The organism is Microbacterium sp. K35, from assembly GCF_004794375.1.
Classification (GTDB): Bacteria; Actinomycetota; Actinomycetes; order Actinomycetales; family Microbacteriaceae; genus Microbacterium; species Microbacterium sufflavum.
Window position 1 is genome coordinate 49,532 of sequence record NZ_SSDM01000417.1, and the last position, 26,933, is coordinate 76,464.

27 protein-coding genes and 2 tRNA genes are annotated in these 26,933 nt (G+C 70.8%); 9 read left to right on the plus strand and 20 right to left on the minus strand.

Annotated features, from left to right (window positions below):
- Positions 1-4: 4 nt before the first annotated feature.
- The gene (locus DW299_RS17590) at positions 5-1,018 is read right to left on the minus strand and encodes a tRNA (adenine-N1)-methyltransferase (protein ID WP_136032350.1); all 1,014 of its coding nucleotides are present in this window, start codon (positions 1,016-1,018) and stop codon (positions 5-7) included.
- Positions 1,015-1,695, minus strand: a complete 681-nt coding sequence (locus DW299_RS17595) for an HAD family hydrolase (RefSeq protein ID WP_206251255.1) — start codon at positions 1,693-1,695, stop codon at positions 1,015-1,017. The genes DW299_RS17590 and DW299_RS17595 overlap by 4 nt, the downstream gene beginning before the upstream one ends.
- Before the next feature lie 89 nt (positions 1,696-1,784).
- Between DW299_RS17595 and DW299_RS17600 the strand changes: the two genes are divergently transcribed.
- Positions 1,785-2,633, plus strand: coding sequence for a PAC2 family protein (locus tag DW299_RS17600; protein WP_136032441.1), 849 nt, complete (start codon positions 1,785-1,787; stop codon positions 2,631-2,633).
- A gap of 16 nt (positions 2,634-2,649) precedes the next feature.
- Here DW299_RS17600 and DW299_RS17605 read toward each other — a convergent pair whose 3' ends face one another.
- Both DW299_RS17605 and DW299_RS17610 read right to left on the minus strand, forming a co-directional pair.
- Positions 2,650-3,474 (minus strand): undecaprenyl-diphosphate phosphatase, encoded by an 825-nt coding sequence (locus DW299_RS17605; RefSeq protein WP_136032346.1) that lies wholly within the window; start codon positions 3,472-3,474, stop codon positions 2,650-2,652.
- Positions 3,475-3,521: 47 nt separating this feature from the next.
- The gene (locus tag DW299_RS17610; protein WP_136032344.1) at positions 3,522-4,817 is read right to left on the minus strand and encodes a M20/M25/M40 family metallo-hydrolase; all 1,296 of its coding nucleotides are present in this window, start codon (positions 4,815-4,817) and stop codon (positions 3,522-3,524) included.
- Positions 4,818-4,930: 113 nt separating this feature from the next.
- Here DW299_RS17610 and DW299_RS17615 point away from each other — a divergent pair.
- Positions 4,931-5,013, plus strand: a tRNA-Leu gene (locus tag DW299_RS17615).
- 58 nt (positions 5,014-5,071) lie between these two features.
- Here the strand turns inward: DW299_RS17615 and DW299_RS17620 are convergent.
- Together DW299_RS17620 and DW299_RS17625 are read right to left on the minus strand one after the other, a co-directional pair.
- Positions 5,072-6,169 (minus strand): VIT1/CCC1 transporter family protein, encoded by a 1,098-nt coding sequence (locus DW299_RS17620; protein ID WP_136032342.1) that lies wholly within the window; start codon positions 6,167-6,169, stop codon positions 5,072-5,074.
- Positions 6,170-6,303: 134 nt separating this feature from the next.
- Positions 6,304-8,046 carry a DEAD/DEAH box helicase gene (locus DW299_RS17625; protein WP_136032340.1) on the minus strand — a complete coding sequence of 581 codons (1,743 nt, stop codon included), beginning with the start codon at positions 8,044-8,046 and terminating at the stop codon, positions 6,304-6,306.
- Positions 8,047-8,193: 147 nt separating this feature from the next.
- Between DW299_RS17625 and DW299_RS17630 the strand changes: the two genes are divergently transcribed.
- Positions 8,194-9,021: an SGNH/GDSL hydrolase family protein gene (locus DW299_RS17630; protein WP_136032337.1), complete on the plus strand. Its 828-nt coding sequence runs from the start codon at positions 8,194-8,196 to the stop codon at positions 9,019-9,021.
- 4 nt (positions 9,022-9,025) lie between these two features.
- Here DW299_RS17630 and DW299_RS17635 read toward each other — a convergent pair whose 3' ends face one another.
- Positions 9,026-9,826 (minus strand): TrmH family RNA methyltransferase, encoded by an 801-nt coding sequence (locus tag DW299_RS17635; protein WP_136037356.1) that lies wholly within the window; start codon positions 9,824-9,826, stop codon positions 9,026-9,028.
- Positions 9,827-9,891: 65 nt separating this feature from the next.
- Between DW299_RS17635 and DW299_RS17640 the strand changes: the two genes are divergently transcribed.
- Together DW299_RS17640 and DW299_RS17645 are read left to right on the plus strand one after the other, a co-directional pair.
- Positions 9,892-10,731: a Sir2 family NAD-dependent protein deacetylase gene (locus DW299_RS17640; RefSeq protein WP_136032333.1), complete on the plus strand. Its 840-nt coding sequence runs from the start codon at positions 9,892-9,894 to the stop codon at positions 10,729-10,731.
- The gene (locus DW299_RS17645) at positions 10,728-11,315 is read left to right on the plus strand and encodes a histidine phosphatase family protein (protein WP_136037357.1); all 588 of its coding nucleotides are present in this window, start codon (positions 10,728-10,730) and stop codon (positions 11,313-11,315) included. Before DW299_RS17640 ends, DW299_RS17645 begins: the two co-directional genes overlap by 4 nt.
- Positions 11,316-11,352: 37 nt before the next feature.
- On the opposite strand, the gene DW299_RS17650 is transcribed toward DW299_RS17645, so the two are convergent.
- From DW299_RS17650 to DW299_RS17670, 5 genes are read right to left on the minus strand one after another with little or no spacing between them, the layout of a single operon-like run.
- Positions 11,353-12,159, minus strand: a complete 807-nt coding sequence (locus tag DW299_RS17650; RefSeq protein ID WP_136037358.1) for an HpcH/HpaI aldolase/citrate lyase family protein — start codon at positions 12,157-12,159, stop codon at positions 11,353-11,355.
- Positions 12,156-12,641 carry a MaoC family dehydratase gene (locus tag DW299_RS17655; protein WP_136037359.1) on the minus strand — a complete coding sequence of 162 codons (486 nt, stop codon included), beginning with the start codon at positions 12,639-12,641 and terminating at the stop codon, positions 12,156-12,158. The genes DW299_RS17650 and DW299_RS17655 overlap by 4 nt, the downstream gene beginning before the upstream one ends.
- 9 nt (positions 12,642-12,650) lie before the next feature.
- A complete protein-coding gene (locus tag DW299_RS17660; protein WP_136032325.1) occupies positions 12,651-13,802 on the minus strand; it encodes an acyl-CoA dehydrogenase family protein in 1,152 nt (383 codons plus the stop codon).
- The gene (locus DW299_RS17665; protein WP_136037360.1) at positions 13,799-15,724 is read right to left on the minus strand and encodes an acetyl/propionyl/methylcrotonyl-CoA carboxylase subunit alpha; all 1,926 of its coding nucleotides are present in this window, start codon (positions 15,722-15,724) and stop codon (positions 13,799-13,801) included. The genes DW299_RS17660 and DW299_RS17665 overlap by 4 nt, the downstream gene beginning before the upstream one ends.
- Positions 15,725-15,729: 5 nt before the next feature.
- Positions 15,730-17,283, minus strand: coding sequence for a carboxyl transferase domain-containing protein (locus DW299_RS17670; RefSeq protein ID WP_136032321.1), 1,554 nt, complete (start codon positions 17,281-17,283; stop codon positions 15,730-15,732).
- A 112-nt stretch (positions 17,284-17,395) separates the two neighbouring features.
- Here DW299_RS17670 and DW299_RS17675 point away from each other — a divergent pair, with 112 nt between their 5' ends.
- Complete coding sequence (locus DW299_RS17675; protein ID WP_136032319.1) at positions 17,396-17,998, plus strand: TetR/AcrR family transcriptional regulator; 603 nt, start codon at positions 17,396-17,398, stop codon at positions 17,996-17,998.
- Here the strand turns inward: DW299_RS17675 and DW299_RS17680 are convergent.
- Genes DW299_RS17680 through pdhA form a run of 3 tightly spaced genes read right to left on the minus strand, consistent with a single transcriptional unit; the run spans position 17,991 to position 21,485 of the window.
- Positions 17,991-19,361 (minus strand): dihydrolipoamide acetyltransferase family protein, encoded by a 1,371-nt coding sequence (locus tag DW299_RS17680; RefSeq protein ID WP_136032317.1) that lies wholly within the window; start codon positions 19,359-19,361, stop codon positions 17,991-17,993. The genes DW299_RS17675 and DW299_RS17680 overlap by 8 nt on opposite strands.
- Positions 19,358-20,368: an alpha-ketoacid dehydrogenase subunit beta gene (locus DW299_RS17685; protein WP_136037361.1), complete on the minus strand. Its 1,011-nt coding sequence runs from the start codon at positions 20,366-20,368 to the stop codon at positions 19,358-19,360. The genes DW299_RS17680 and DW299_RS17685 overlap by 4 nt, the downstream gene beginning before the upstream one ends.
- Position 20,369: 1 nt before the next feature.
- Entirely contained in the window at positions 20,370-21,485 is a 1,116-nt protein-coding gene (gene pdhA / locus DW299_RS17690; RefSeq protein WP_136037362.1) for a pyruvate dehydrogenase (acetyl-transferring) E1 component subunit alpha, read from the minus strand.
- A 169-nt stretch (positions 21,486-21,654) separates the two neighbouring features.
- Here pdhA and DW299_RS17695 point away from each other — a divergent pair, with 169 nt between their 5' ends.
- Positions 21,655-22,140, plus strand: a complete 486-nt coding sequence (locus DW299_RS17695) for an Lrp/AsnC family transcriptional regulator (protein WP_136037363.1) — start codon at positions 21,655-21,657, stop codon at positions 22,138-22,140.
- Here the strand turns inward: DW299_RS17695 and DW299_RS17700 are convergent.
- The gene (locus tag DW299_RS17700) at positions 22,100-22,999 is read right to left on the minus strand and encodes an alpha/beta fold hydrolase (RefSeq protein WP_136037364.1); all 900 of its coding nucleotides are present in this window, start codon (positions 22,997-22,999) and stop codon (positions 22,100-22,102) included. The genes DW299_RS17695 and DW299_RS17700 overlap by 41 nt on opposite strands.
- 111 nt (positions 23,000-23,110) lie before the next feature.
- Here DW299_RS17700 and DW299_RS17705 point away from each other — a divergent pair, with 111 nt between their 5' ends.
- Entirely contained in the window at positions 23,111-24,028 is a 918-nt protein-coding gene (locus DW299_RS17705) for a helix-turn-helix transcriptional regulator (RefSeq protein ID WP_136037365.1), read from the plus strand.
- Positions 24,029-24,200: 172 nt separating this feature from the next.
- A complete protein-coding gene (locus DW299_RS17710; RefSeq protein ID WP_136037366.1) occupies positions 24,201-24,518 on the plus strand; it encodes a DUF7882 family protein in 318 nt (105 codons plus the stop codon).
- 50 nt (positions 24,519-24,568) lie between these two features.
- Here DW299_RS17710 and DW299_RS17715 read toward each other — a convergent pair whose 3' ends face one another.
- The 4 genes from DW299_RS17715 to DW299_RS17730 form a co-directional block, all read right to left on the minus strand.
- Complete coding sequence (locus DW299_RS17715) at positions 24,569-24,829, minus strand: DUF6458 family protein (RefSeq protein ID WP_136031905.1); 261 nt, start codon at positions 24,827-24,829, stop codon at positions 24,569-24,571.
- A gap of 141 nt (positions 24,830-24,970) precedes the next feature.
- On the minus strand, positions 24,971-26,233 hold the full coding sequence (locus DW299_RS17720; RefSeq protein WP_275090601.1) for a globin domain-containing protein: 1,263 nt from the start codon (positions 26,231-26,233) through the stop codon (positions 24,971-24,973).
- A gap of 45 nt (positions 26,234-26,278) precedes the next feature.
- Positions 26,279-26,352 (minus strand) — tRNA-Ile (locus DW299_RS17725).
- 13 nt (positions 26,353-26,365) lie between these two features.
- On the minus strand, positions 26,366-26,932 hold the full coding sequence (locus DW299_RS17730; protein WP_136037368.1) for a gamma carbonic anhydrase family protein: 567 nt from the start codon (positions 26,930-26,932) through the stop codon (positions 26,366-26,368).
- Position 26,933: the final 1 nt, after the last annotated feature.

A 26,933-nucleotide genomic window follows, 5' to 3' on the forward strand; every position in this document is an offset into this window, starting at 1 on the left:
CAGTCTATTCCGTCGACTGCCCGGATTCGCGCGACGCGGCGGCCTGGCGCGCGCCTTCGGCGGCCTTTCCCGCCTCGCGAGCCCGCTTGCGGAGGTTCTTGTCCGTGATCTCGCGGTCGCCGACGGCCCCCGGCGTCCACAGCTCGACGTCGGCGTCGCTGTAGCTGCTCTTCGACGCGCGCCGCTTGACCGACGGCGCGACCGCGCCGGGCGCGAGCCGGCGGGCCGTGAGGAGGAAGCCGGTGTGCGCCACCATCCGGTGATCCGGTCGCACCGCGAGCCCCTCGACGTGCCAACCGCGCACCATCGTCTCCGACGCATCGGGATCGGTGAACAGACCGGTTCCGCGGATGTACTCCGCAACCCTCGAGAGCTGGGTCGCGGTCGCGATGTAGCAGAGCACCACGCCGCCCGGTGTGAGCGCGTCGGCCACCGCGTCGATGCACTCCCACGGGGCGAGCATGTCGAGGACGACCCGGTCGACGGAACCGGCCTCGACCTCGGCGGGCAGGGCCTCGACGAGATCGCCCACCACCACTCGCCAGGTGTCCGGGGTCTCGCCGAAGAACGTCTCCACATTGCTGCGGGCCACGTCGGCGAACTCCTCGCGCCGCTCGAACGAGATCAGGGTCCCGGCGGGTCCGATCGCGCGCAACAGCGACAGGGACAGCGCGCCGGAGCCGACGCCCGCCTCGACCACCGTCGCCCCGGGGAAGACGTCCGCCTGCATCACGATCTGCGCTGCATCCTTCGGGTAGACGATCGCCGCACCGCGCGGCATCGACATCGCGAAGTCGCGCAGCAGGGGGCGCAGGGCCAGATACTCGTGCCCGGAGCTGTTCGCCACGACGGAGCCGTCAGGAAGCCCGATCAGGTCGCGGTGCCGCAGCACGCCGTGGTGCGTATGCAGCTCGCCGTCCTCGCGCAGCGTGACCGTGTGCAGGCGCCCCTTCGGGCCGGTGAGCTGAACGCGGTCGCCCTCGCGGAACGGACCGCTCGGTCGCTGGGTCGCCGTCATCGGGTCGCCTCCGTGGTCGTGTGCGCGCCGAACAGCTCGGCGATGTCCGCGGCACCGCGGAGGTGCAGTGTGGGCCAGAGTTGGTGGGCGCCGAGGCCGTCGAGCGGCACGATGTGCGGCACCCCCAGCGTGAGCGCCCCCGACGCGAGACCCGCTCGCAGCCCCGTCGGGGAGTCCTCGATCACCACGACCTCCGCGATGTCGACATCCAGCAGGGCAGCGGCCTGCAGGTACGGCTCAGGGTGGGGCTTGGGATTGTCCACGTCGTCGCCGGCGACGACGACGTCGAAGGCCTCGAAGTCGATCAGGTCCACCACATCCAGGGCCATCCGGCGCAGCGACATCGTGACCAGGCCCGTGCGGATGTCGGCGGCGCGCAGGTCGCGCAGCAGCTCGCGAGCCCCGGGGCGGAACGGCACCCCCTGCGTGCGCAACGCCTGCTGCACGGCGTCGGTGAGGTGCGAGACGATCGCCTCCGGCTCCATGTCGACGCCCGCGTCCTGCAGGATGATCGCGCTGTCGAGGAGCCCGCTGCCGACGAGCCGCAGGGCGTCTTCGTGCGTCCAGGTCCCTCCGAACGACTCGACCAGCGCGGTCTCGGCCGCCATCCAGTAGGGCTCGGTGTCGACGAGTGTTCCATCCATGTCCCAGAGGACCGCGCGGGGCTTGCTGCTCACTGAACCCATGCTAGCCGGGCGCGGCCCACATCCCGCCGTCGCGGGCTAGCCTGGGGTGACCGGAACCGCGAACCCGATGGGAGCACATGGTGGATGTCCTCGGTCCCCGCATCGTCATCGCCGCGTTCGACGGCTGGAACGATGCGGGCGAAGCGGCCAGCGGCGCGATCGCGGCGCTGCAGTCGTCCGGCGACTACGACCTCGTGCATTCCGTCGACCCCGAGCTGTACTTCGACTACCAGTACACGCGTCCCGCCACTCGCATGGATGCGGAGGGGCGCCGTCAGCTCACCTGGCCGGAGGCCGGGCTCTGGCGTCCGCGGAACCCCGGGCCCGGCCCGGAGTTCTGGCTGCTCACCGGCGCCGAGCCCGCCCGCACCTGGCAGGCGTTCGCCTCGGAGTTCATCGACGTCGCGCTGCGCGACGACGTCACCGGTTTCGTGACGCTCGGCGCGATGCTGTCGGACGTGCCGCACACCCGACCCATCTCGATCTTCGCCTCGAGCCAGAACGACCAGGTGCGTGAGGCGCACGGCCTCGAGCGATCGGTGTACGAAGGTCCCGTCGGCATCCTCACGGTGTTCGAGCACTTCGCGGAGAACGCCGGGATCCCCTCGGTCAGCCTCTGGGCCAGCGTGCCCCACTACGTCGCCTCTGCCGCCCCCTCGCCGAAGGTGACGCTCGCCCTCCTCGATCGACTCGAGGAGCTCACCGGTGTCGACGTCGACCGCCGGCACCTGCGCACCGAGGCAGCCGCATGGGAGGCGTCGATCGACGCTGCGGCATCCGAGGACGAGGAGATGGCCGAGTACATCCGTCAGCTGGAGCGCACGCGCGACACCTGGGACTCACCCGATGCCTCCGGCGACGCGATCGCCCAGGCGTTCGAACGCTACCTGCGCCGCCGCGACGACGGTCCGGGCGACCGCAAGCGCTGACGGGGACGCGCCGCGCTCAGGCGGGGATGACGCCCATACCCAGCAGCACGAGCAGCACGGTGCCGAGCAGGATGCGGTAGATCACGAACGGCAGGAAGCTGCGCTTCGAGATCCAGCTCATGAAGAACGCGATCACTCCGAGCGCCACCACGAAGGCGACACCGGTGGCCGCGAGCGTGTCGCCGAAGGAGAAGAACGACGGCTCGCCCCAGCTCTTGAACACCTGGTAGAAGCCGCTGCCGAAGACGGCGGGGATCGCGAGCAGGAAGGCATAGCGCGCAGCAGCCGCCCTCTCGTAACCCAGGAACAGCCCCATCGTGATCGTGCCGCCCGACCGCGAGACGCCGGGGATCAGCGCGAGAGCCTGCGCGAAACCGAACGCGATGCCGTGCGGATACGTCAGATCTCCGAGCTTGCGCCGCTTGGCGCCCACGTAGTCGGCGATTCCGAGCAGGATGCCGAACAGGATGAGCATGATCGCCACGAGCCACAGCGAACGGAACACCGTCTCGATCTGGTCCTGGAACAGCAGACCGAGCACGACGATCGGAACGCTGCCGATGATGATCAGCCACCCCATGCGCGCATCCGGGTCGTTGCGCGGCACCGCGCCGGTGAGCGAGCGGAACCACTGGGACACGATGCGGACGATGTCGCGCCAGAAGAACACGACGACGGCGGCCTCGGTGCCGATCTGCGTGATGGCGGTGAACGCCGCACCCGGGTCCTCCCCCGACGGCAGGAAGGTCCCGAGGATGCGCAGATGCGCACTCGATGAGATCGGGAGGAACTCGGTCAGTCCCTGGACGATCCCCAGGATGAGCGCTTCGAACAGATGCATGGCAGGGCCTTCAGATCTCGGGAGGGCACGGAGGGCGCGAGCGTCACTCAGTACGTGCGCAGCAGATCGGTCAGCACCCGCTGACCGAAGACAAGAGAGTCTACGGGCACCCGCTCGTCGACTCCATGGAACATGCCCGTGAAATCCAGGTCGGCGGGCAGTCGCAGCGGTGCGAAGCCGTACCCGGTGATGCCGAGAGCCGCCAGCGCTTTGTTGTCGGTCCCGGCGCCGAGCAGGTACGGGATGACGGGAACGCCCGGATCGTGGCGTCCGAGAGCCGCGACCATCGCGTCGACCAGCTCGCCGGAGAACGCCGTCTCCATGCCGATGTCGCGCACCACCGTCTCGATGCGGATGTCGTCGCCCACGATCTGCTGGAGCTCGGCGAGCACGTCGTCCTCGGTGCCGGGGATCACGCGCACGTCGATCAGCGCCTCCGCACGCTCGGGGATCACGTTGTGCTTGTATCCCGCGGTGAGCACGGTGGGATTGGTGGTGGTGCGGAACGTGGAGCGCAGGAACGCCTCCGCCGGGCCCGCGGCCGCCGCCAGCGCGTCCGGGTCGTCGACGCTGCGCCCGCTGAGCGCGCTGAGGCCCTCCAGGAGCGCCGTCGTGGTGGGCGTCAGTCGGATGGGCCAGCGCGTGCGGCCGATCGCGGCGACGGCCTCGGCGAGCCTGGTCACCGCGTTCTCCTCATGCAGACGACTGCCGTGGCCCGCGCGACCGGTGGCGACCAGCCGGATCCAGATCAGCGCCTTCTCGCCCACCTGCAGGAGATAGGCCCGGCGATCGTCGACCGAGATGGAGTATCCGCCCACCTCGCTGATCGCGTCGGTCGCCCCGGCGAACCACTCCGGCCGATCCTTGACCACGAGCGCCGACCCCTCGACACCACCGTTCTCCTCGTCGGCGAAGAACGCGAGTACGAGATCGCGCTCCGGCTGCTCCCCCGCGCGGAGGATGTCGGCGACCGACGTGAGGATCATCGCGTCCATGTTCTTCATGTCGACCGCGCCTCGGCCCCACAGCATGCCGTCGCGCACGATCCCGGCGAACGGATCGACGCTCCAGTCCTCGGCGACCGCCGGTACGACGTCGAGGTGACCGTGGACCACGAGGGCGGGCTTGCTCGCATCGCGTCCCCGCACCCTCGCCATGACGTTCGTGCGTCGCGGCACCGGCTCGTAGTACTCGACCGGCAGCCCGAGCGCCTCCAGATAGGCGCCGACGTACTCCGCGGCCTCCCGCTCCCCCTTCGCGTTTCCGCCTCCGTAGTTGGATGTGTCGAAGCGGATGAGGTCGCTCGCGACGCGCGCGACCTCGGGCAGCGAGGGATCGGTCATGCGTCCCAGGCTATCGAAACAGCGTGCCACGCCCGGGCGTCGCGCCCAGTTCGATCGCCCCTTCAGAACGTGCTAATGTCATTCTTCGGTCGGCAACGACACATCCCACACCTGCGCGGGTGGCGGAATGGTAGACGCGCTAGCTTGAGGTGCTAGTGCCCGATAGGGCGTGGGGGTTCAAGTCCCCCTCCGCGCACAGACACGAAGGCCCCGGATCCCCACGGATCCGGGGCCTTCGTCGTACCGCCTCGCCGTCAGACGGCACCCACTCCGAACAGCAGGCCCAGCGCATAGGTGATCGCCGCGGCTCCGAAGCCGATCGCGAGCTGACGCAGGGCGCGGCGCAGGGGCGGCCCGCCCGACAGCACCCCGACCATGGCTCCCGTGCTCAGCAGCGCGATGCCGACTAGGACGAGGGCGACGATGATCGCCGTGGGCCCCTCGAGCCCGAAGATCCACGGGAGGACGGGCACGATCGCTCCGGACGCGAACAGCAGGAAGCTCGAGATGGCCGCCGTCCAGTCGCTGCCGACGATCTCGTGGTCGTCGGCCCCCTGGACCGCGACCGGACCCGTGGCCGCCCGACGCACGCCCTCCTGGGCGGCCGACACGATCCGACGAGCCCGGGCGAGCGACTCCGTCTGATCCATCCCGCGGGCGCGGTACACGAGGGCCAGTTCGTTCTCGTCGATGTCGAGGTCGGCGGCGGCGGCCGCGGCGTCCTCATTGGCCTCCGTCGCCGCGAGCAGCTCGCGCTGCGACCGCACCGACACGAACTCGCCCGCACCCATCGACAGCGCCCCGGCCAGCAGGCCGGCGATCCCGCTGAACAGGACGAAGCCCGAGCTCACCCCGGTCGCCCCGATGCCGAGCACGAGGGCGAGATTGCTCACGAGACCGTCGTTGGCGCCGAACACCGCCGCACGGAAGGAGCCGGAGAGCCGTCGCCGTCCGCGCGCCGCCAGGCCGCGCACGACCTCGTGGTGGACCTTCTCGTCAGCGCGCATCGCAGGGGTCGCCCAGCGCTCGGCATCGTACGGCGACCGAGCCTCGGCACTCTGCGCCAGCGCGAGGACGAAGATCGACCCGAACCGTCCCGCCATCCAGCCGAGAAGACGCGAGCGCAGGCCCGCCCTCGGAAGCCGCCGCGGTTCACCGCCGAGCAGATCGAGCCAGTGCTTCTCGTGCCGGCGTTCGGCCTCGGCCAGTCCCAGCAGGATCGCGCGCTCCTCCCCCGTCCGACGGGCGGCGAGGCGGCTGTACACGGCTCCCTCGGCGCGCTCCTCCACGAGGTAGCGGGCCCATCGGCGGCGGTCAGAGGCCGTCGAATCCGCGGCGGCAGGGGCAGTCATGGGTCCTCCAGGAATCAGCGTGCCCGATGCGCGGGCAACCGTTCCACGCTATCCGCGAGCGGAGCGCGCAACCGCGTCCTGGCACCGATTGCCAGCATTTCGGGGATCCGAAGCAGACGCGGTGGTGATCCCGGTCAGGAGCGGACGCGCTTGCGGAGGACCTCGATGCGCGACTGCAGCTGAGTGACCGTGGCCTGCGCGACCGCCGGCCCCCCGCAGATGCGCCGGAGCTCGGCGTGCACGGCGCCGTGCGGTTGTCCCGACTGGCGCGCGTACAACCCGACCAGGCTGTTCAGCAGCTGCCTCTGCTCGCGGAGGGTGCGGTGGAGCGGCGCGGGAAGCGTCGTGGTGGCCGTCGCCGGCTCCGCGGCCTCGCGCACCTCCCGGTGCCGGGACTGTCGCGCCTGGCGCTGCATCAGGAGCTCGTGGACATGCTCGGGCTCGAGCAGACCGGGGAAGCCGATGAACTCCTCCTCCTCCGGCGTGTTCGGCTCCGCGAGCTGACCGAACTCCTTGCCCTCGAACACGACGCGATCGAAGTGCGCGACGGACGAGATGGCCTGGTAGCTGAACTCCTGGGTGAGTGCGTCGGAGGTCTCCTCCTCGCGGTTCGCACTCTCCAGGAGCGAGTCGTCGAGACCGTCCTCGTCTTTCGAGCCGCGGTCGAGCGCGTGATCGCGCTGCTTCTCCATCTCGTTCGCGAGCTTCATCAGCACGGGCACGTGGGGCAGGAACACGCTGGCCGCCTCGCCCCGGCGTCGGGCCCGCACGAACCGGCCGATCGCCTGCGCGAAGAACAGCGGGGTCGACGACGAGGTGGCGTACACGCCCACCGCGAGCCGCGGCACATCCACCCCCTCGGACACCATGCGCACGGCGACCATCCAGCGCTGAGTGCCGGCGGAGAACTTCTCGATGCGCTCCGACGCCGTGGCATCGTCGGACAGCACGATCGTGGGCTGCTCGCGGGTGATGCTGTGGAGGATCTTCGCGTACGCCCTTGCCACGGTCTGATCGGTCGCCAGCACCAGCCCGCCCGCGTCCGGCACATGATGGCGGATCTCGGTGAGGCGACGGTCGGCGGCGGAGAGCACGGCCGGCATCCAGTCGCCCTCGGGGTCGAGGGCCGTGCGCCATGCCTGCGACGTGACGTCTTTCGTGTTGTCCTGACCTAGATGGGTCTCCAGCTCGTCGCCCGCGCTCGTGCGCCAGCGCATCTTGCCCGCGTACATGTGGAACAGGACCGGACGGACGACACCGTCGGCGAGAGCACGCCCGTAGCCGTACGCGTAGTCGGTGCTGGACACGCGGGCGCCCGTCTCGTCGGGCAGGTACTCCACGAACGGGATCGGCGCGGTGTCGCTGCGGAACGGGGTGCCCGAGAGGAGCAGCCGCCGCTTGGCAGGGCCGTACGCGTCGCGGATCGCATCGCCCCAGCTCAGCGCGTCGCCGCCGTGGTGCACCTCGTCGAGGATGACCAGGGTCTTCGCGTCTTCCGTGAGGTGGCGATGGATCGACGACTTCGCGGCGACCTGCGCGTACGTGACGACGACGCCGTGATAGTGCCGCGCGGGGGCCCAGTGGCTGTTGCGGAACCGCGGGTCGAGCCGGATGTGCACCCGAGCCGCCGCATCGGCCCACTGCGTCTTCAGGTGCTCCGTCGGGGCCACCACGATCACCCGGTCGACCTCGCCCATCCGCATGAGCTCCACCGCGAGCGTCAGCGCGAACGTGGTCTTGCCGGCGCCCGGGGTCGCAGCGACGAGGAAGTCGCGCTGGTCGGCCTGGAAGTAGGCGTCGAGGGCCTCCTGCTGCCACGCGCGCAGCTTGCTCGCCGTTCCCCACGGGGCGCGCTGAGGGAAGGAGGGAGAGAGCATCGACTCCACGATAATCGCTGCCGGGGACACCACGGCATCCGCCGCGATCGCCGCGCGCGTCCGCCCCCGCGGAACCCCCGACGGGTAGGCTCGGTCACTGCGCAGCGGCCGACCGCCGCCCGCAAGCCCCCCGCGAAGGAGAGCCGGATGAGCGACCAGGAATCGACCAGGAGCCCCTACGTCCCGAACGAGACCCCGCACCCGTGGCGACGGTTCGTGGCCATCGGCGATTCCTTCACCGAGGGCATCGGCGACCCCGACCCCGTGAACCCCGGCGCCCACCGCGGCTGGGCCGATCGCGTCGCCGAGGTCCTCGCACAGCAGGTCGACGACTTCGCGTACGCCAACCTCGCCGTGCGCGGCAAGCTCATCGCGCAGATCGTCGCCGACCAGGTCGAGCCCGCCGTGGCGCTGCGGCCCGACCTCATCTCGATCTGCGCGGGCGGCAACGACGTCATCCGCCCCGGCACCGACCCGGACGCGATCGCCGCCCAGCTCGAGGACGCCGTGTCGCGCCTGTCGTCCACGGGCGCCGCCGTCATCCTGTTCACCGGCATCGACACCGGGTTCACGCCGGTGTTCCGTCCCTTCCGCGGCAAGGTCGCGATCTACAACGAGAACGTGCGCGCGATCGCGGAGCGGCACGACTGCATCGTCGCCGACCAGTGGGCGCTCAAGGTCGTGCAGGACGCGCGATTCTTCGACGACGACCGTCTGCACTACAACGCGCTCGGGCATCACGAGGTGGCCCGCATGGTGCTGCGTGCCCTCAACGTCCCGAACGATCTGGAGGCCATGCAGCCCGAGCCGCTCCCCCTCCGTACGTGGCGGGCGGCCAGGGCCGAAGACCTGGGCTGGGCGCGGGAGCACCTCGTGCCGTGGGTGCTGCGGCGGCTGCGGCATCAGTCCTCGGGCGACAACATCGCCGCCAAGCGACCGGAGCCCGGACCGGTGATCCTCCCCGGCCGCGACTGATCGGTCAGTTCTGCAGCGCCCACAGCGCGACGGCAGCGGCGGAAGCGACGTTGAGCGAGTCGACGCCGCCCGACATGGGGATCGTCACCACGGTGTCCGCCGCAGCCAGGGCCTCCCGCGACAGACCGTCCCCCTCCGAGCCCATCAGCAGGGCGACCCGCTCCGGGCGCTCCGCAGCGTAGACATCCAGCGGTACCGCGCCGTCGTCGAGGGCGAGAGCGGCGATGTCGAACCCCTGCGCGGTGAGGTCGCGCATCCCCGCACCCAGGTCGGCCATGCGGGTCCACGGCACCTGGAACACCGTTCCCATGCTCACCCGCACGCTCCGGCGGTACAGCGGATCGGCACAGCGCGCCGAGACCAGCACCGCGTCGGCCCCCAGCCCGGCGGCCGCCCGGAACGCGGCGCCCACGTTCGCATGGTCACCCAGCCCCTCCAGCACCAGCACCAGCCGGGCCCCGCGGATCACGTCGGCGACCGGGGCGAGGGCGGGGCGCTGCATCGACGCGAGGGCTCCGCGGTGCACGGCGTAGCCCGTGACGCGTTCGGCCAGTTCGTCGGAAACGACCAGCACCGGGACCGGCAGCTCTCCGAGCACACACGCCATCTCCTCGACCCGACGTTCGGCGACGAGCACGGAGCGCGGGCGGTGACCGGCCGCCACCGCGCGCTCGATCACCGTCGTCGTCTCCGCGATGTAGAGCCCCTCGGCCGGCTCGGTGACGGCCCGCAGCGCCGTATCCGTCAACCCGCGGTAGTCGTCGAGCCGCGGGTCGTCGAGGTCGGTCACGGACGTCAGGTGCATCCCTCCACTCTGCCAGCGCGAGACCGGCCCCGTCGCCGCGCCGTAGACTCGCACGGGGAGGTCCTGTGAGCGCGTCGAACACCGCCGAGTCATCGGCCACCCTCGGCAGGGTCGCCGACCTGCTCCGCGGCCGGCGCATCGCCTTCCTCACCGGAGCCGGGATCTCGACCGACTCGGGCATCCCCGCCTATCGCGGCGAAGGCGCGCGCACGCGCAGCGACCCCATGACGATCCAGACGTACCTCGGTGACGAGGCCGCCCGACGGCGGTACTGGGTGGGCGGGCACCTCGGCTGGCGCGCGTTCGCACAGGCCGCCCCCAACCCGGGACACCTGGCCGTCGCCGCGATGGAAACCGCCGGGACCGTGTCCGGTGTCATCACCCAGAACGTCGACGGCCTGCACCTGCGGGCCGGCAGCTCGCACGTGATCGAGGTCCACGGCACCATGCGCCGCGTCCTGTGCCTGCACTGCGGACAGGTGTTCGACCGACGCGACATCGCCGTGCAGATCGAGGAGCTCAACCCCTGGATCACCGTGCCCGAGAACGTGGCCCTCGCACCGGACGGCGATGTGCTGCCCGAGAGCACGGACGGCTTCGTGATCCCCGCGTGCACGGTGTGCGGCGGGATGCTCAAGCCCGACGTGGTGTTCTTCGGCGAGTACGTGCCCCAGGACCGATTCCGCGCGGCCGAATCCCTGCTGCGCTCCAGCACGGCCCTGATCGTCGCTGGCTCCTCCCTGGTCGTCAACTCCGGCGTGCGGCTCGTCGACCGCGCCCGCCGCCGGGGGATCCCGCTCATCATCGTCAACCGCGAACCGACACGCGCCGACGCCTGGGCGGACGCCACGCTCGCCGCAGGCACCAGCGACGTCCTTCCCGCCCTCCAGGAGCTGCTGCAGTGACCCACCTCACCCTCATCCGCCACGGACAGACCGACTGGAACCTCGCGAGGCGCATCCAGGGCTCCACCGACATCCCCCTCAACGACACCGGGCGCGAGGACGCACGGTGGGCCGCCGAGAAGCTCGCCGGGACCGCGCACCACGCCGTGTACACGAGCCCGCTCTCCCGCGCCAGGGAGACCGCGGAGATCATCGCGCAGCGTCTCGGGCTCGACATCGCCGGTGTCGTCCCCGACCTGCGCGAGCGGGAGTTCGGCGAGGGCGAGGGACTCCTGGTCCCCGACTACATCTCGACGTACGGCGACTGGCACGCGGAAGTTCCCGGCGCCGAGTCGCTACCCGACGTCGGGGTGAGGGCGATCGCGGCCCTGCACCGCATCGCCAGGGAGGCGCGACGGCGATCGGCCCCGCAGGCGGAGTCGGTGCTCGTGGTCACGCACGGCGGAGTGATCCGCGCCGTGATCGATCACGTCTCCGGCGGCACGCTCCCCCGCGAGGGCACCGTGCTGGGCAACGGATCGGCGCACCGCTTCGTCGCGGCACCGGGGTACCTGCGACTGCTCGAAGAGTCGCCCGTGCTCTGACGCCCCGGCGCTCTGTCGCGCGGTGGATGACGCGGCCTCAGCGGGCGCGGGAGACCACGAAGCGCGCGTGCCGGAGCACGGGCTCGTCCACCATGCGACCGTCGAACCGGAAGACCCCGCGCTCCGTGGCGGCTGCCTCCAGCACGGCCCTCGCCCAGGCGACGGTCTCGGCGTCGGGACGGTAGGCCTCTCGCACGATGGGCACCTGGCTCGGGTGGATACACGCCGTGGCGCGGAAGCCGGATGCCGCAGCGTCGGCGGCCTCCTGCTGCAGCCCTTCCAGGTCGCCGATGTCGACGTGCACGGCATCGATGGCTGCCTTGCCGTGCGCGCCCGCCTCCAGCAGCACGCGCGAGCGGGCGTAGCGGGCGACGTCGCGGTAGAGGCCGGCCGCGGTCCGCGAGGACGTGCCGCCGAGTGAAGCGACCAGATCCTCCGCTCCCCACATCAGGGCGACCACCCGCGGATGCGCCGCGATGTCGGGCGCCGCGTGGACACCGCGGGCCGTCTCGCACAGCGCGATCAGGTCGTACGCGTCGCCGAGACGGTCGAGATCGGACGCGCTCTCGCTCTTCGCGACCATGACCGTCCGGAAGCCCGTCTCCGCCAGGGCGGCGAGGTCGGCGTCGAACTCGCCGGAGCCCGGCGCGTTCACCCGCACGATCACGCGCGCCGGGTCGAGCGCGGCCGATCGCACGTTCGCTCTGGCCTCGGCCTTCGCCGCCGGAAGCACCGCGTCCTCCAGGTCGAGGATGACCGTGTCGGCGCGGTCGAGCGCCTTCGCGAAGCGCTCCGGGCGATCCGCCGGGCAGAACAGCAGCGCGGGACCGAGGTCGAAGCTCATGCGGACGCCTCCGGGTGGCAGCGGACCAGGACCGTGCGCGTGGCCGTGGCGACCACGGTGCCGTCCTGGTTCCGCCCCGTGTGCGCGAGTCGCACGACCCCCATCCCCGGGCGGGAGGATGACAGGCGCTTCTCCTCCACGACGGTCTCCGTGGTGAGGGTGTCGCCCGCGAACAGCGGCTGCGGGAACGCGATGTCGCCCATGCCGAGCTGCGCCACGAGTGTGCCCTGCGTGAGCTGCGCCACCGAGGTCCCGACCATCGTGGACAGGGTCCACATCGAGTTGATCAGTCGCGCGTGGAACGGCTCGCTGGCGTCGGCGAAGGCGGCGTCGAGGTGCAGTGCCTGCGTGTTCATGGTGAGCGTCGTGAAGAGCACGTTGTCGGCCTCGGTCGCCGTGCGCCCCGGTCGATGCAGGTACCGCACGCCCGTGTCGAACTCCTCGAAGTACAGTCCGCGCTGCTCGATGTCGCGCATGCTCATCCCTCCACGCTACCCGGCGAGCCCCAGGGCCCTGGCGATCACCAGCAGCTGGACCTCCGTCGTGCCCTCGCCGATCTCGAGGATCTTGGAGTCGCGGTAGTGGCGTGCCACGGGGAACTCGTTCATGAAGCCGTTGCCGCCGAAGATCTGCGTCGCATCCCGCGCGTTGTCCATCGCGGCCTCTCCCGCCACGAGCTTCGCGATCGCCGCGGCCTCCGCGAACGGGGAGCCCGCGTCGCGCAACCGGGCGGCATGGTGCCACGCGAGTCGCGCGGTGTGCACGCGCGCACGCATGCGGGCGAGCGTGAACTGGGCGTTCTGCCGGGTGCTGAGCGCGCTGCCGAAGATCGTGCGACTCTTCGCGTAGGCGACCGCCGCCTCCAGGCACCCCTCGGCCGCACCGGTGGAGAGGGCGGCGATCGCGATGCGACCCTCGTCGAGGATGCTCAGGAAGTTGCGGAACCCGCTGCCACGCGCCCCCAGCAGGTTGCCGGCGGGCACCCTCGCCCCGTCGAACGTGAGCGGGTGGGTGTCCGAGGCGTTCCAGCCGACCTTGTCGTAGGGCGGCTCGACCGTGAACCCCGGGGTGCCGTTGGGCACGATGATCGTCGAGATCTCCTTGCGTCCCTCGGGCGCGCCGGTCACGGCGGTCACCGTCACGAAGCGCGTGATCGGCGTGCCGGAGTTGGTGATGAACTGCTTGGAGCCGTCGATCACCCAGTCGTCACCGTCGAGCCGTGCCGTGGTTCGCGTGGCGCCGGCGTCGCTTCCCGCCTCCGGCTCCGTCAGCCCGAACCCGGCGAGAGCGCGTCCGGCGAGCAGGTCAGGCAGCAGCTCGCGCTTCTGCTCCTCCGAGCCGAACCGGTAGATCGGCATCGCGCCCAGGCTGACCCCCGCCTCCAACGTGATCGCGATCGACTGGTCGACCCGGCCCAGCGCCTCGATCGCGATGCCGAGCGCCATATAGTCGCCGCCCTGTCCGCCGTACTCCTCGGGGAAGGGAAGGCCGAACAGCCCGAGCTCGCCCATCTGCGCGACCACGTCCATCGAGAGCGTGTGCGTGCGGTCGGCCTCGTAGGACTGCGGGGCGACCACGGTGTCGGCGAACTCCCGCACCATCCCCGCGAGCTCGCGCTCCTCGTCGGTCAGGCTCTCGATCATCGGTCGTCCTCCATCGTCGTCACCCGGGCGACCGGTTGGTCGCGCCGTACCTGGTCGCCGATCGCGACCAACAGGTGCACCACCCCGTCGTGCGGGGCGAGCACCTGGTGCTCCATCTTCATGGCCTCGATCGCGACGAGCGGCTCGCCGGCCGCGACGACCGCGCCGTCCGCGACGTGCACGGCCACCACGCTCCCCGGCATCGGGGCTCGTCCCTCCGGCTCGCTCGCGCGACCACCGTCGCCGGTCGCGGCCAGCCGACGCTGGAGGCGCGCGCGCCGATCCACGGGCAGAAGCCTCATGGTGGCCCCGTCTTCGACGACCCACACCGCCCCGTCGGCATCCACGGCCGCGCGCACCGTCGAACGTCCTGGGTCGGCGTCGTGCAGCTCGACCACCGCGTCGTCATCCGTGAGCACGGTGAGGGGCGCGACCGGAGCGGGATCGGCGCCGAGCCGCCACCCGGCGAGTCGTCCCCACAGCGCGTCGGCGGCTCGCGGCGATGCCCCGACGGGCTGGAGAGCGGCGGCTGCAGCGGCGAGCTGCGATGCGGAGGGTCGGCTCGGCTCCAGCGGGAGCAGCGTCTCGATCAGCCCCGTGTCGAGGTCGCCCGCGACGACACGCTCGTCGTGCAGCAGCCGCCTCAGGAACCCGATGTTCGTGTCGACCCCCAGCACCACGGTGCGCGCCAGGGCGTCGTCCAGGCGGCGGAGGGCGGTCGCCCGGTCGTCGGCGTGAGCGATCACCTTCGCGATCATCGGATCGTAGTAGCCCGTCACCACGCTGCCCGTCTCGACAGCCGCGTCGACCCGGACCCCATCCGGGGCCTCGAACAGCAGCACGGTCCCGGTGGACGGCAGGAAGCCGCGCTCCGGAGCCTCGGCGTACACGCGCGCCTCGACGGCATGACCCCGCCCGCGCGGCTCGACCTCGAGGGGACGACCGTCGGCGACCTGCAGTTGCAGCGCCACGAGGTCGAGCCCGGTCACTTCCTCCGTCACCGGGTGCTCGACCTGGAGGCGCGTGTTCATCTCGATGAAGAACACGTTCTCCGGGGCGTCCGCATCGACCAGGAACTCCACGGTGCCGGCCCCGACGTAGGCGACGCTCTCCGCCGCGCGCACCGCCGCCGTCAGGAGCCGGTCGCGCGTGTCCTCGGGGATGCCGGCCGACGGCGCCTCCTCGATGACCTTCTGATGCCGTCGCTGCAGCGTGCACTCGCGCTCACCCAGCGCCACCACCCGGCCGTGTGCATCGCCGAAGACCTGCACCTCGATGTGCCGCGGCCGGGCGATGAGCCGTTCGAGGATGAGCGCGTCGTCGCCGAAGGCCGCGGCGGCGACCCGTCGCGCGGAGGACAGGGCGGGGCGCAGTGCGGCCGCGTCCGCGACGACCTCCATGCCCTTGCCGCCTCCGCCCGCGCTCGGCTTCACCAGGAGGGGGAACCCGACCGCGTCCGCCTCCTCCTCGATCTCCGCGTCGGACAGCCCGCGTGCGTCGAACCCCGGAACGACCGGCACCCCGCTCCGCGCGACGTGGTCCCGCGCCCTGGCCTTGTCGCCCATGACCTGCAGAGCCGTCACGGAGGGGCCGACGAACACGATTCCGCTCTCGGCGCACGCCTCCGCCAGCCCGACGCTCTCGGACAGGAAGCCGTAGCCGGGGTGGATCGCCTGCGCGCCGGTGGCCCGCGCGGCCGCGACGACGGCATCGATGTCGAGATAGGACTCGGCCGCCGGAGCCGGCCCGATGCGGACCGCCACATCGGCCTCGCGCACATGGGGTGCCCCCGCGTCGGCATCGCTGTAGACCGCGACACTGCGGATACCCAGAGCGCGGAGCGTGCGGATGATGCGTCGGGCGATCTCGCCGCGGTTCGCGACGAGGACGGTGGTGAAGGAGAGACGCGGTGACGAAGACATGGGACTCACATCCGGAAGACGCCGAAGCGCGGTTCGGGCAGCGGGGTGCGGGAGACGACATCGAGCGCCAGCCCGAGCAGGTCGCGGGTCTGCGCGGGGTCGACGATGCCGTCGTCCCACAGGCGCGCCGTGGCGTAGTACGGCTCGCCCTGCCGCTCGTACTGCTCGCGGATCGGCTCCTCGAACGCCGCACGGTCGTCGGGCGCCCAGGTCTCACCGCGCGCGGCCAGCTGGTCCTCTTTCACCGTGGCCAGGACCGATGCGGCCTGAGCACCGCCCATGACCGAGATGCGGCTCGCCGGCCACGTCCACAGGAACCGCGGGGAGTAGGCGCGTCCGCACATCGAGTAGTTGCCCGCCCCGAACGACCCGCCAATGATCACGGTGAGCTTCGGGACACGGGTGGTCGCGACCGCGGTGACCATCTTGGCCCCGTCCTTCGCGATCCCTCCGGCCTCCGCGTCCGACCCGACCATGAAGCCGGTGATGTTCTGCAGGAACAGCAGCGGGATGCCGCGCTGGTCGCACAGCTCGATGAAGTGGGCGCCCTTGAGCGCCGACTCGCTGAACAGCACGCCGTTGTTCGCGACGATGCCGACCGGGTGTCCGTGGAGGCGCGCGAAGCCGGTGACGAGGGTGGTGCCGTATTCGGCCTTGAACTCCCGGAAGGTATCGCCGTCGACGAGCCGGTCGATCACGACGTGCACGTCGTAGGACGCGTTCACGTCCACCGGGACCACGTCGTACAGTGATCCCGTCTCGGACGGCGGTCTGCTCTCGACGACCTCCCAGGCGGGCGAGGCGGGCGCGGGAAGCGTCGCGACGATGTCCCGCAGGATCTCCAGTGCGTGCTCGTCATCCTCCGCGAGGTGGTCGACGACGCCGCTGCGCTTCGCGTGGAGCTCTCCACCCCCGAGCTCCTCCGCGGAGACGACCTCGCCGATCGCGGCTTTCACGAGCGGAGGTCCGCCCAGGAAGATGGTGCCCTGATCGCGCACGATCACCGTCTCGTCGCTCATCGCCGGGACATACGCTCCCCCAGCGGTGCACGACCCGAGCACGGCGGCGAGCTGCGGAACACCCGCGGCCGAGAGGCGCGCCTGGTGGAAGAAGATGCGCCCGAAGTGGTCGCGATCGGGGAAGACCTCGTCCTGTCGCGGCAGGAACGCCCCGCCCGAGTCGACGAGATACAGGCACGGGAGGCGGTTCTCGAGCGCGATCTCCTGTGCCCGCAGGTGCTTCTTGACCGTGAGCGGGTAGTAGGTGCCGCCCTTCACGGTCGCGTCGTTGCAGACGACCATGACGTGGCGGCCGTGTACGAGTCCGATACCCGCGATGACCCCGGCTCCCGGCGCCTCTCCCCCGTACAGGCCGTCCGCCGCCAGCGGAGCGATCTCCATGAAGGGGCTGCCCTCGTCGAGCACCCGCGCGACCCGGTCGCGCGGAAGCAGCTTGCCGCGCGCGACATGACGTTCGCGCGACGCCTCCGGACCGCCGAGGGCGGCGGTCGCGATCCGAGCACGGAGCTCGTGCGCCAGATCTTCCTGGGTTGCCGGCATCGTGATGTCCTCCTCGACCCACGACCGCGCCACGGACTGCCCTGGCGCGGTGCACGCATTCTCGGTTAGTGTTCACTAACCCGATGATTCAGGTTAGCGAGGATTAACTGAGATGACAAGCCCGCTCACCGCCAGGGACCGCGCGAAAGCAGAGCGGTCCGACGCGCTGCTGCACGCGGCCGCCCGGCTGTTCGCCGACCGCGGCTACACCGGCGTGAGCCTCGAGGAGATCGGCGCAGCGGTCGGCGTCTCCGGCCCCGCCGTCTACCGACACTTCGCGGGAAAACAGGCCCTGCTCGGTGCCGTGCTCGTGAAGGTCAGCCACGACCTGGTCGACGGGGGTGACCGCGTGGCGGTATCCGCCGCCGACCCTCAGGAGCGCATGCGCGCGCTCATCCGGTTCCACGTGGACTTCGCGCTCGGCAACGCCGAGGTCATCCAGGTGCAGGACCGCGACGTCGCGCATCTGGCCGACGCCGACCGCGCCGAGGTCCGCCGGCTCCAGCGTGCCTACATCGAGCTCTGGATGGACGCGCTCGCCGCGATCGATCCCCGCGACGACGTCGCCCGCGACGAACTCCGGCTGCGCGTCCAGGCGTGCTTCGGGCTGATCAACTCGACGCCCCACAGCACGCGAGCCGCGACGAGGCGGCACTCCGCCACCGCGACCGTACTGGTCACGATGGCGGAGGCGGCGCTGCGCGCCCTCATCTGAGCAGCATCGCCCTGCCGGGCTCCTCGAGCACGTCGGCCACGGCCTTCAGGAACGCGGCGCCCTCCGCGCCGTCCACAATCCGGTGGTCGAACGAGAGGCTCAGCGTCATCACCTGACGCAGCGCGATCTCTCCGGCGTGTTCCCACGGCTGCCGCCTGACCGCACCGACCGCGAGGATGCCCGACTGACCCGGCGGCAGGATCGGCGTCCCGGCATCCACGCCGAACACTCCGATGTTCGAGATCGAGAACGTGCCGCCGGACAGCTCCGCGGGCGACGTCTTGCCCGCGCGAGCCGTCTCTGCGAGCGCCGCGATGGCATCCGCGAGTTCCACCAGGGTCATCCGCTCCGCATCGCGGATCATCGGCACGATCAGGCCCCGCTCGGTCGCCGCGGCGATCCCGAGGTCGACGTAGCCGTGCTGGACGATCTCGCCCGCCTCTTCATCCCACCGCGCGTTCAGGCCCGGCGCCCCGCCGAGGGCGAGGCACACCGCCTTCGCGACGACGGCGAGCGGACCGATCCGGTGGCCACTGAGTGCGCGGTCCTCGCGCAGTCGTGCCAGTAGGTCCATCGTCGCGGTGACGTCGACCGTGTGGAAGACGGTGACGTGCGGCGCCGTGAACGCGCTCTGCACCATCGCCGCCGCGGTGTGCTTGCGTACTCCCCGGATCGGGATGCGGGTCTCGCGGTCGGGCTGGTGGCCGGTCGGACGAGCGGCACTCCCCGGCACGGGCGCGGGCGTGCGCGTCGCGTCCGAGCGGGCCGCGAGCCGCTCGGCGTACGCGTCGACATCCTGACGTGTGATCAGCCGGTCGCCGACCTCCGCCGCGACCAGCACCAGGTCGACGCCGAGGCGCTTCGCGTGCGCCCGCACGGGCGGCGTCGAGCGCGGCCGTTCGATCACGGTCTCCACGGACGCCGAGGGCGAGGCGTCGTGGGGGGCGGCCTCCAGCACCGCGGTGTCCGCCGCCGGACTCGCGCCACCGATCCGACGGGCACGCCGCGCGGGCCGGCCCGCCGTCGTGGGAGCAGCACCGTAGCCGACGAGGTTCGGCTGCGTCTTCTCGCTGCCTTCGGCCTCGGCACCCTCGATCGCGGGGGTCGGAGTCTGCGGTTCCTCACCGGCGACGTCGAAGGCGATGAGCGGTGCCCCCACCGCCACGGTCTCGCCCGCCTCGGCATGCAGGCTGGACACGGTGCCCTCGTAGGGCGAGGGCAGTTCCACCACGGCCTTCGCGGTCTCGACCTCGGCGAGGGTCTGGTTCAGCGCCACCTTCTCGCCGGGCGAGACGAGCCACTGCACGACCTCCGCCTCGGTGAGCCCTTCCCCCAGGTCGGGCAGACGGAACTCGGCGATCATGCGTCCGCTCCCGTCAGGCTGTTCGGGCGGTCCATCACGCGATCGACAGCGTCGAGGATGCGGTCGAGGTCGGGCAGATGGTACTTCTCGAGCTTCGCGGGCGGATACGGCACGTCGTGTCCGGTCACGCGCAGCGGCGCGTGCTCGAGGTACTCGAAGCAGCGCTCGGTGATGCTGGCGATGACCTCGGCACCGAGCCCGGCTTCCCTGGAGGCTTCGTGCGCGACCACGACCCGGCCCGTCTTGCGCACCGAGGCGGCGACCGAGTCGTAGTCCACGGGCGAGAGCGAGCGGAGATCGACGACCTCCAACGACAGCCCCTCGTCTTCAGCGGCGTCGGCGGCCTGCAGCGCCGTCGTCACCATCGCACCGTAGGCGATCACCGTCGCGTCCGTGCCCGCACGGACGACACGGGCGAGTCCCATCGGCGGCGCGTCGGCGAGCGGTGCCTCCAGGTCGACCTCGCCCTTGTGGTGGTAGAGGCGCTTGGGCTCGAAGAAGACGACGGGGTCGTCCGAGGCGATCGCCTGACGCAGGCTGCGGTACGCGTCCTCCGGGTTCGACACCGCGACGACGCGCAGCCCGGCGGTGTGCGCGAAGTAGGCCTCCGGCGACTCGGAGTGGTGCTCCGCGGCTCCGATGCCTCCGGCCCACGGGATGCGGATCGTGAGGGGCATCTTCACCCGGCCCTGAGTCCGATAGTGCAGCTTCGCCACCTGCGACACGATCTGATCGAATGCCGGGTACACGAAGCCGTCGAACTGGATCTCGACCACCGGGCGGTAGCCGCGGAACGCGAGCCCGACCGCCGTGCCGACGATGCCCGACTCGGCGAGCGGGGTGTCGATCACCCGCGCGGCGCCGAACTCGTCGAGCAGTCCGTCGGTGATGCGGAACACCCCTCCGAGCTTGCCGATGTCCTCGCCGAGGAGCACGACCCGGTCGTCGTCGCGCATGGCCTGGCGCAGTCCGGCGCCGAGGGCCTTGCCGAGCGTGAGCTGGGTCATGTCACACCTCGCTCTCGAACGACGCGAGGTACGCGGCGTACTCGTCGCGCTGGCGCTCCAGTCCCGTGTGCGCCTCGGCGTACACGCCGTCGAACACGGCCAGCGGCGGACGCGTGACCATTCCGAGACAGGCCGCCCGCATCTCCTTCGCCACCGCGTCCGCCGCCGCCTGCGTGTCCGCCACGTGGTCGTCGTCGAACTCCCCCACACGGCGCAGGTACGCCTCCAGCCGAGCGATCGGATCCCGCCGACGCCAGGCCTCCAGCTCCGCGTCGTCGCGGTACCGGGTGGGGTCGTCCGCGGTGGTGTGCGGGCCCATGCGGTAGGTCACGGCCTCGATGTACGCGGGTCCACGGCCGGAACGCGCATGGTCGAGGGCCCACCGCATCGCCGCCAGGCACGCGAGCACGTCGTTGCCGTCGACCCGCAGGCTGGGGATCCCGAATCCGGGCGCGCGTCCCGCGATCGGGTACTGGGACTGCACGGCGACCGGCTCCGAGATCGCCCAGTGGTTGTTCTGACAGACGAACACGACGGGGGCCTGGTACGAGGCGGCGAAGATCATCGCCTCGTTCACGTCACCCTGACTCGTCGCACCGTCCCCGAAATAGGTGACCGCCACTTCCGCCGCCTTCTCGTACTGGATCCCCAGTGCGTAGCCGACGGCGTGGAGCGTCTGCGCGCCGATGATGATCTGCAGCGGCGCGACACCGAGAGCCGCGGGGTCGTACGCCGCCCCCTCCTCCCCGCGCCACATGCGCACGTAATCGCCCGGCTGGGCGCCGCGCGCGTAGATCACGCCGGTCTCACGGTAGCTGGGGAACACGAAGTCGCGGGGGTCGAGAGCTCGGGCGGTGCCGATCTGCGTCGCCTCCTGGCCCTGACACGGCGCCCACAGTCCGAGCTGGCCCTGACGCTGCAGCGCCACGCCCTCCGCGTCGATGCGACGGAGTACGACCATGTCGCGGTGGAGCGCGCGGAGTTGCGCGGCGTCCACGTCCACGACGAACGGGTCGAGGCGCGGGTTCGGAACGCGGGACCCGTCCGGGGCGAGAAGGCGCTCCGAGAGTTCCAGATCCTGGGCGGTGTCTGCGATCGGTGTGGCCTGCGGTGACATCGTCGTCCTCCTCGTCCGGCGGCCCTCGTGGGGCTTCGCGCAACGGTGCCGGCGTCATCACCGGCATGGTCTGAGGGTACGTCTGCTCAACACCTCGCTCAAGCAATCGTCCACCACTTGAGCATGTTGCTCATTTTTCGCCAGTTCGAGCCTGCTAGGGTTTGGCACTATGCCTGGACTGGACCGAATCGATCTCGAGCTGCTCGCGTCGCTCGCCGACGAACCGCGGATCACGATCGTCGCGCTCGCGGAGAAGATGGGGCTGTCACGCAACACGATCCAGGCGCGGATGGCACGCCTGGATCAGACCGGCGTCTTCCTCTCCTACGAGCGCGCCTTCTCCCCCGACGTCCTGGGCTTCCCGCTGCAGGCCTTCGTCAGCATCGGCGTACGCCAGACCGAGCTTCCCCGCATCATCACCGAACTCGCCCGCATCCCCGAGGTCGTGCAGGCGCACGGACTCAGCGGATCGATCGACCTCCTCGCCCGCGTCGCGTGCCGTGACGCCAGGCACCTGTTCGACACCGACGCGCGCATCCTGTCGATCGACGGGGTCGAGCGCACCGAGACCTCCCTGGCCATGGGCGAGGTGATCCCGTTCCGGGTGGCGGGGCTCATCGGCCTCGCGCGACGGGAATCCTCAGGAAGCGCCTGATCGCCCCGGCTGCTTCGACCGGGGTCTCGTAGTGGATCAGATGACCGACGTGGGCGATCTCGACGAGTTCCGCGTCGGCGAACAGGGTCGCCAGCCGCCGCTCCGCCTCGATGGGCGTGATGTCGTCGCGCTGCGCCGCGACCAGCATCGTCGGCACGTCGATGCGCGGCGCGAACTCGCGCACGTCGTGCGACACGCTCGCGACGAACGCATCGTGCAGCACGTCGCGGTCGGAGAACCGGGAGAAGTAGGTGTCGTGCTGATCGTGGATGAAGCGGCGCAGCCCCGGGTCGCGGGTCTTCGCCATCGTGATGCTCATCACGCGCACGATGACCCGGTTTCGCAGCACCGCGGTACCGAGCCGGTCGGGCAGCTTCGCGCCGAGGGCGTAGTAGAGCACCGCCAGCCGGGTCATCAGCCCCTTCGGCCCCTCCAGTGCCGGCGCGCCGATGGGGTTGAGGAGGATCAGGCGCGGCGTCGCGAGACCTCCCGCGACGGCGGCCGCCGCGACGATGGAGCCGAAGGAGTGGCCGAGGATCACCGCTCCCGGGGCGGTGGCTGCGACGAAGTCCGTCAACCACGCGGCGTACTCGTCGAGGTCGTGGCGCCGTCCGGGGAGCGGCGCGGTCTCCCCGAAGCCCGGGAGATCCGGGACCAGAACCCGCACCTCCGGAAGGTACGCGAGCACCGGCTCGAGGCCGTGGTGCTCGCCGCGGAACCCGTGCACGGCGACGATGGTCGTGTCGGCGTCGCGCGGACCGTACTCCCAGTACGCCGTGACACCGCCGCGGACGGCGACCTCGTGGCGCTCCACGGGGAGGGTGCTCAGGCGGTCCGCGTAGGGGGAAGGCACGGTCATACCCCGAGTCTACGAGCGACCGACGCCACCCTCTGCCTCGGTGTCAGCATGATGGGTTATCGTCCCAAGTGGCCTTCCTCTTCGGGTCGGTCACGCAACGAGGAGCCGAAGGTGCAGTTCACATCCAGGGATGTCGCGCAGGTGGAGCCCACCTGGAAGCAGTTCGTGCCGTCCGCCACGCTCGAAGACGTCGACCCCCATCGCTTCCGTTTCGATTGGCGTTCGATGGAGCTCGGGGCCACCACGGTCCTCCGTTACGACCTCGCCGCACAGGTGCACGCCAGAACGCAGCCGGACGATCAACTGCTGGTGTGCCGTGTCGACTCTCCGGACGCGCAGGTGTGGTCGCATCGCCAACCGCTCGACGCGGGTGTGCCGTGGCTCACCGACGGCACCCAGGTGGACGCGACGTGGGAGCACGGAGCCCGCGTGCGCGCCCTCGTTTTCGATCGGTCGGCCGCCCAGGCCACGATGCGTCAGGTGACGGGAGACGACCGGGTGGAGCTCAAAGCCACCGGGCTCTCGCCCCATTCCCGCGCCGACGCCGACCGGTGGGGGGCGATGTTCACCTACCTCGAGAGCACGCTCGTCGAAGGCGAGCCCGTCGACCCGCTGGTCGGGAAGGAGTTCGAGCGCCACGCGCTGATGCTCACGATGACGAGCTTCTCGACGACGTTCAGCGATGCGTTGCGGCGTCCGAGCCAGCGGTCGGGCGCCCCTGCGTCGGTGCGGCGCGCCCTCGCGTACATCGACGACAACGCCCATCTCCCGATCACGATCGATGACGTGGCAGCCGCCGCGTACATGTCCACGCGGGGACTTCAGTACGCCTTCCGTCGGGCGCTCGACATCACCCCCACCGAGGCACTGCGTCGGGCCCGCCTAGACGGAGCCCATAGAGACCTGCTGGCCCGCAACGGGGCCTCCGTGGCGACGATCGCGCGGCGGTGGGGGTTCAGCAACTCCTCGCGCTTCGCCGCGGCCTATCGTGAGGCGTACTCCATGCCGCCGACGTTGCCCCGGACCTGACACCGCGCGCACACTTGTTTCGTGCGTGACGGCGAGTTGCGCGCCCTCTCGGGCTCTATCGGCTGAGCCGATTAGAGTCCGAAGTATCCGGATCACCCCGTCCGGCCCCCAGCATGTTTCGAGGAGCCCCCATGAACACCGCAGTCCTCCGCAGCACCAAGGTCGGTTGACGATGGGAAGCCTCTACTACGGAGACACTCAGACCCCGATCCAGATCGACGACAGGGCGCTCGCCCACCTCAAGGTCGTCATCGCCACCAAGCTTCGTCGCAATGAGAGCTTCACGCTCTCCTGGCGGCACCCCGAGGGCGACGCACCCGGCCGTTCGACGCTGTGGCTGCACCCCTCCATCCCGCTGCGCTTCGTGTTCGACGCTCCCGAGCCGCCGGAACTGAGTCGACGGTGGATCGAGGAGCTCGCCCATTCGGCGAACTCGAGCGGCGGCATCACCCTCGTCGAGGAGCATCTCGAGGGCGCCGACATCAGCTGACACGCAGACGGCTCGCGGGGCCCAGGGTCCCCGCGAGCCGTCCGTGTCGCTCAGAGTCCGTCGTCGGAGCTCGAGCTCACCGACCGTCGGGTGGTGGGTTCCCCCGTGGCGGGATCGACATACGTGCGCGAGACGGTCTCGGTCCGACGGCGGCGTGCCAGGAGCACGATGCCGATCAAGAAGACGACGACTCCGGCTCCCATGAGGATGTATCCGACCATGTCGAGATTCACCCAGGTCACCTCGACGTTCACCGCGAAGACGAGGATCGCCCCGATCACGAAGAGCACGATTCCAGTGCCGATGCTCATGTTGCCTCCCGTTCAGCGGCGGACGCCGCACAGAAAGAGGCTGGCGCGTCCGGACGGCCGACAGGAGGGGCTTGACACGGCCCTCTCCTGTCGTTCTGGTCTCCGGAGGCCCCGGTGAACCGGGCCTCGACCGGTCGCTGCTCACGCCGCAGACGCGTCCGCTGGATGGCGCATCCAGGTGTCGGGGCCGAACACCTCGTAGTCGATCCGCTCCGCGGGCACGCCGCGCCCGAGCAGTGACGCGCGCATGTCGCGCATGAAGCCGAGGGGTCCGCACAGGAGCACCCGCGCCCCGGCGGGAAGCTCGACATCCGTCAGGTCCATCCGCCCGGCGCGCACGCCGTCGAGGACAGGAGCGTCCGTCGGGGCCGACGAGTACCAGCGCACCGCCGTCGCATCCTCCAGGCCGCTGAGGTTCTCCTGCACGGGGCCGACGAGCGCGTGCGACGACGGTGTGCGATCGGCATGGAAGAGCCGCACAGTGCGCTCGGGCTGCGTGCGTCGAACGCCGTCCAGCATCGCCGCGACCGGGGTGATGCCGATCCCTGCCGAGACCAGCACCAGCGGGTCGTGCGACTCATCGAGGACGACGTCACCGGCGGGCTGTGAGACGTCGAGGATCGTGCCGGGCATCGCGTTGTCGTGCAGCCACGTGGACACCTGGCCGTCGGGCGCACCATCGATCCCGCGCACCCGTTTCACGGTCACCCGCAGTGCTCCGCCCCCGGGCGCAGACGACAGCGTGTACTGACGCGGCTGCCGTGAGCCGTCCGGCAGATCCACGGCGACGGCCACGTACTGCCCCGCGCGGTGATCGGCGACCGCACCGTCGAGGGGTTCGAGCACGAGGGTGACCACGTCGTCGGTCTCCGCGATCCGCTCGACCACGCGGTGCTTGCGCCACGGGTGTTCGGGGTCGGTGCCGGCCAACGCATACAGTCGAGCCTCTTCCGCGATGAGTGAGCACCCGAACAGCCAGTACACCTCGTCCCAGGCAGCACGGACCTCCGGGGTCACCGCGTCGCCCAGCACGATCCCCACGGCGTCGAGCAGATGGTGTCCCACGATCGTGTACTGACGCGCGCGGATCCCGAGCGAGACGTGCTTGTGAGCGATGCGCCGCATCGCGGGCGTGAAATCGGGCGCCTCGGGATCGATCAGGGACACGGCAAATGCGACGACCGAGGCGGCGAGGGCCCTCGGCTGCTCACCGTGCGCCTGGTGCGCCCGGTTGAAGACCCGGAGAAGCTCGGGGTGCGCCGCGAACATCCGCGGATAGAACAGTCGAGTGATCTCCTCGGCGTGCTCGGCGACCACACCGGCGGTGGCGCGAACGACGGTCTCGGATTCTGGTGAGAGCTGCATGACTTCCCTTCGGAGTGCGGATGCTCTCAGCCTCCTCATCCGGTGCGCCCCATGGCGGCATGGATCCCGTGCAAATCCGAGTCGTAGGGCGGGCGGGACTTGAACCCGCGATCGTTGGGTTATGAGCCCACTGCCTTAACCAGCTTGGCCACCGCCCCCTGCCCTCCGAGACTACCGCCCGTCCGAACCGCTCTCCTCCCCGGGCGCGTCGGCGTGCGCCGCACCGCGATGGGTCTCGACGTGTCCGCGATAGATCCGAGCGTTCTCCCGTAACCCGGCACGCTCCTCGTCGCTCAGCGCGCGACGAACGCGGGCCGGGACGCCTGCCACCAGCGAGCCGTCCGGCACCTCCGCGTCGCCGAGTACGAGCGCGCCGCCCGCGATGAGGCACTCCGAGCCGATACGGGCGCCTGACAGCACCACGGCTCCCATTCCGACGAGCGAACCGTCGCCGATCCGACAGCCGTGCACGACGGCGTTGTGCCCGATCGAGACATCGTCTCCGATCACGACCGGGTGTCCGCTGTCGACATGGATCGACACGTTGTCCTGCGCGTTGCTGCCAGCGCCCATCGTGATCGCAGCGGAGTCCGCCCGGAGGACCGCGTTGTACCAGACGCTGGACCCTTCCCCGATGGTCACCTCCCCGATCACCCTGGCGCCCGCAGCGAGGAACACCGAGTCGTCGAGATCGGGAGTGCGGCCGGGCAGAGACAGGATGGTCGCGTCGTCGCTCATG

What these genes read in the sequence shown, in the direction of transcription:
- DW299_RS17625 (WP_136032340.1), bottom strand. Translation starts at nt 8,046, where the DNA reads ATGCTCTCTCCCTCCTTCCCTCAGCGCGCCCCGTGGGGAACGGCGAGC.
- DW299_RS17635 (WP_136037356.1), bottom strand. Translation starts at nt 9,826, where the DNA reads ATGCACCTGACGTCCGTGACCGACCTCGACGACCCGCGGCTCGACGAC.
- DW299_RS17655 (WP_136037359.1), bottom strand. Translation starts at nt 12,641, where the DNA reads ATGAGCATGCGCGACATCGAGCAGCGCGGACTGTACTTCGAGGAGTTC.
- DW299_RS17670 (WP_136032321.1), bottom strand. Translation starts at nt 17,283, where the DNA reads ATGCCGGCAACCCAGGAAGATCTGGCGCACGAGCTCCGTGCTCGGATC.
- DW299_RS17660 (WP_136032325.1), bottom strand. Translation starts at nt 13,802, where the DNA reads ATGATCGAGAGCCTGACCGACGAGGAGCGCGAGCTCGCGGGGATGGTG.
- DW299_RS17620 (WP_136032342.1), bottom strand. Translation starts at nt 6,169, where the DNA reads ATGACTGCCCCTGCCGCCGCGGATTCGACGGCCTCTGACCGCCGCCGA.
- DW299_RS17695 (WP_136037363.1), top strand. Translation starts at nt 21,655, where the DNA reads ATGCCTGGACTGGACCGAATCGATCTCGAGCTGCTCGCGTCGCTCGCC.
- DW299_RS17715 (WP_136031905.1), bottom strand. Translation starts at nt 24,829, where the DNA reads ATGAGCATCGGCACTGGAATCGTGCTCTTCGTGATCGGGGCGATCCTC.
- DW299_RS17700 (WP_136037364.1), bottom strand. Translation starts at nt 22,999, where the DNA reads ATGACCGTGCCTTCCCCCTACGCGGACCGCCTGAGCACCCTCCCCGTG.
- DW299_RS17675 (WP_136032319.1), top strand. Translation starts at nt 17,396, where the DNA reads ATGACAAGCCCGCTCACCGCCAGGGACCGCGCGAAAGCAGAGCGGTCC.
- DW299_RS17650 (WP_136037358.1), bottom strand. Translation starts at nt 12,159, where the DNA reads ATGAGCTTCGACCTCGGTCCCGCGCTGCTGTTCTGCCCGGCGGATCGC.
- DW299_RS17730 (WP_136037368.1), bottom strand. Translation starts at nt 26,932, where the DNA reads ATGAGCGACGACGCGACCATCCTGTCTCTGCCCGGCCGCACTCCCGAT.
- DW299_RS17710 (WP_136037366.1), top strand. Translation starts at nt 24,201, where the DNA reads ATGGGAAGCCTCTACTACGGAGACACTCAGACCCCGATCCAGATCGAC.
- DW299_RS17665 (WP_136037360.1), bottom strand. Translation starts at nt 15,724, where the DNA reads ATGTCTTCGTCACCGCGTCTCTCCTTCACCACCGTCCTCGTCGCGAAC.
- DW299_RS17605 (WP_136032346.1), bottom strand. Translation starts at nt 3,474, where the DNA reads ATGCATCTGTTCGAAGCGCTCATCCTGGGGATCGTCCAGGGACTGACC.
- DW299_RS17720 (WP_275090601.1), bottom strand. Translation starts at nt 26,233, where the DNA reads ATGAGGAGGCTGAGAGCATCCGCACTCCGAAGGGAAGTCATGCAGCTC.
- DW299_RS17590 (WP_136032350.1), bottom strand. Translation starts at nt 1,018, where the DNA reads ATGACGGCGACCCAGCGACCGAGCGGTCCGTTCCGCGAGGGCGACCGC.
- pdhA (WP_136037362.1), bottom strand. Translation starts at nt 21,485, where the DNA reads ATGTCACCGCAGGCCACACCGATCGCAGACACCGCCCAGGATCTGGAA.
- DW299_RS17630 (WP_136032337.1), top strand. Translation starts at nt 8,194, where the DNA reads ATGAGCGACCAGGAATCGACCAGGAGCCCCTACGTCCCGAACGAGACC.
- DW299_RS17610 (WP_136032344.1), bottom strand. Translation starts at nt 4,817, where the DNA reads ATGACCGATCCCTCGCTGCCCGAGGTCGCGCGCGTCGCGAGCGACCTC.
- DW299_RS17680 (WP_136032317.1), bottom strand. Translation starts at nt 19,361, where the DNA reads ATGATCGCCGAGTTCCGTCTGCCCGACCTGGGGGAAGGGCTCACCGAG.
- DW299_RS17685 (WP_136037361.1), bottom strand. Translation starts at nt 20,368, where the DNA reads ATGACCCAGCTCACGCTCGGCAAGGCCCTCGGCGCCGGACTGCGCCAG.